Annotated in this window: 4 protein-coding genes; all 4 read right to left on the reverse strand. The window is 29.1% G+C overall.

All coding sequences use genetic code 11. The annotated features are described in order from the left end of the window. Positions 1 to 13 precede the first annotated feature (13 nt). The 4 genes from QZ146_RS08760 to QZ146_RS08775 all read right to left on the reverse strand — a co-directional run bounded on the left by QZ146_RS08760 (position 14) and on the right by QZ146_RS08775 (position 2,006). Positions 14 to 472: a hypothetical protein gene (locus QZ146_RS08760; RefSeq protein ID WP_295723730.1), complete on the reverse strand. Its 459-nt coding sequence runs from the start codon at positions 470 to 472 to the stop codon at positions 14 to 16. A gap of 191 nt (positions 473 to 663) precedes the next feature. After that, complete coding sequence (locus QZ146_RS08765; RefSeq protein ID WP_295723732.1) at positions 664 to 864, reverse strand: hypothetical protein; 201 nt, start codon at positions 862 to 864, stop codon at positions 664 to 666. 98 nt (positions 865 to 962) lie between these two features. Next, positions 963 to 1,265, reverse strand: coding sequence for a hypothetical protein (locus QZ146_RS08770; protein ID WP_295723734.1), 303 nt, complete (start codon positions 1,263 to 1,265; stop codon positions 963 to 965). Positions 1,266 to 1,307: 42 nt separating this feature from the next. Next, a complete protein-coding gene (locus tag QZ146_RS08775; RefSeq protein ID WP_295723736.1) occupies positions 1,308 to 2,006 on the reverse strand; it encodes a hypothetical protein in 699 nt (232 codons plus the stop codon). Between the last annotated feature and the right edge of the window lie 236 nt (positions 2,007 to 2,242).

Below are 2,242 nucleotides of genomic sequence, written 5' to 3' on the forward strand. Positions count from 1 at the left end.
CTCTATTCATCCCTCATTCATCTGCAATTTGTAAAGTTTGCTTAATATCTTCATTATCCATTACATTCTGAACTTGTCCAGCCATACTTTGAAGAACTTGTGAACTAAAAATTTCTGCTTTATTTATAACTCCTCCAATAGAAAGAAGATACTTTTCATAATCTTCAAAATATTGTGCGGCAATCTCACTAATATAATTAATAGTGTCTGCATGATTGGCGAGAAGTTCGTCAATCTGACCTTCCTCTAAAAACTCATCAAAGGCTGTTAAAGGATTTTCTGCCACTTTAGGACCAGCTAAATCATCTAAATCATCAATTAAATTAAGAATTTCGTGACAAATTAATGCACGTTCAAACACATATTGGTTTAAAAATCCGTTATCTTCTGCTTCTTCAAGACAAGAATTAATCATGTCATAAATTGTTTGAGAAGTTAGCGGACAATTCTTTGCTTCTTCAAGATTGATCATATTCAACTCCTTTTACCTCTATTTACTATTTAAGTATAGCATATTTTTCAATTTTTGTCAATTAAAAATTATTATATTATTTTACTTAAAATACTAGCTAAATTAATTGAAATTTTTAATTGAATTCCTTTTAATACCTCATCTATAGCAGCTTCACCTTCTGCAGCACTTTTACCAGCATTAAAATTTTCTCAGTGAGCTTTTTCTGCTCTATAGGCTACGCTATCTTGAGCATATGGATTCCATTGACCATAAGGATTACCAGTAAAAGCATGTATAGATTGTTCCGTAATATTTCTTATTAGATCTCCTATATAAAAAACTTTTCCATTAACAAAAAAAACTAAATTATTAGCATTACTAGAAACTGTTAATTTTCCTAATGCTCCCATAATTGCATCTAATATTAATAAATCTCCAAGTAATTGTTTATATGTATCTCAATAATTATACGCTTTATTTTTTTCTGAATTATTTGTAATAGCGCCTGCTAAGTTTTTAATTCAAATATTTGAAGCCATTGTTGTAGGAAGTCCATATTGGGTAGCTCTTTGAGCTGCATAATAAATTGTACCTGAACTAGAACTAACCACTGTAAATCCAATCCATCTAATTTTAAAACTGTTTGATCACTATATTCTTTTACATTTCCTCCATAAGTTCCTATTACATTGTCAATTGTAGAGGATATTGTCACATCATTTGTAGCTGTTATAAGACGCTCAGTAAAATCTGGCATAGCATTATTAATAATTTTTTGAAAATCTTGGTCTAAATGAGAGTTTACTTGCACAGTTAAATCTCCTGCTCCAATAATATATTTTGAATTACCAGTTCATTTAGCGTCTAATACCGATCCTTTAAATAAATTTTGATGATTCTTTTTTACATTATAAACACAAGCTTTAAATAATAATTCGGCATACGTATCATGAAAAGCATGAGCAGTTTCTTTAAAAAAAGTAAAACTATGAAGTCCTAAATTTACATCTTGTTGCAATACAGATAAATTACTTTTTATTATATTATATTCTTTAATAGCTTTAATAACACCTGCATTTTTATAATTTCCTAAACTATATAAACCATTTTGTAACATTCTAGGAGGTTTATAACCTGCATCAGCACACCTATCTAATACATATTGTTCATATAAACTAGATAATCTAGACATAGCATTTAAAATTGTATCTTGAGCAGCCATCATTTTATTTAATTCTTCTTTTTGATCTTTATCTAAAGAAGAAATATCATCATTAATATGATTTAAAATATTATTTAAATTTAATTTAGACGTGAATAAAGATTCTGCTTCTTTTAAGGATTCAGAATAGTATTGGTCAACTTCTTTTTGCACTGTTGCAATAAATCCTTGGTTTCTATCATTTCCTCCTGTAAAAAAATCATCAATTTGCTTTATATCTATTTGATTTCCAAAACTTGCTTCTGCTCTTGCTGCAAACATTTGTGGCATAAATTTTTGTAGATAGTTATCTACAATATTTTGTTTTTTTATTGTTAATAAACTATGCACATCTTCATTATTTCAAAAATCTCTAGCATATAAATATAATCCTGTGCTACTAATTCTTAAAGACATTTTCACTCCCTAAAATCTTTAATAAAAAAGAGGGGCACCCGCAAGGGTACCCCTAAATTGGAGACTATAAAGGTCTCCCGCATTAAAATTATTGCTTGATGTAATAAGTTCCAGCGGCAAATTCATCAGCATCTGCAGGCTGAGGATCTGCAACAGTACCTTGGTCATCA

The sequence above is a fragment of the uncultured Methanobrevibacter sp. genome, from assembly GCF_905235195.1.
Classification (GTDB): domain Archaea; phylum Methanobacteriota; class Methanobacteria; order Methanobacteriales; family Methanobacteriaceae; genus Methanarmilla.

Bases quoted from the DNA above. Each gene is read 5' to 3' on its own strand.
- QZ146_RS08760 (WP_295723730.1), bottom strand. From the start codon at position 472: ATGATCAATCTTGAAGAAGCAAAGAATTGTCCGCTAACTTCTCAAACA.
- QZ146_RS08765 (WP_295723732.1), bottom strand. From the start codon at position 864: ATGGGAGCATTAGGAAAATTAACAGTTTCTAGTAATGCTAATAATTTA.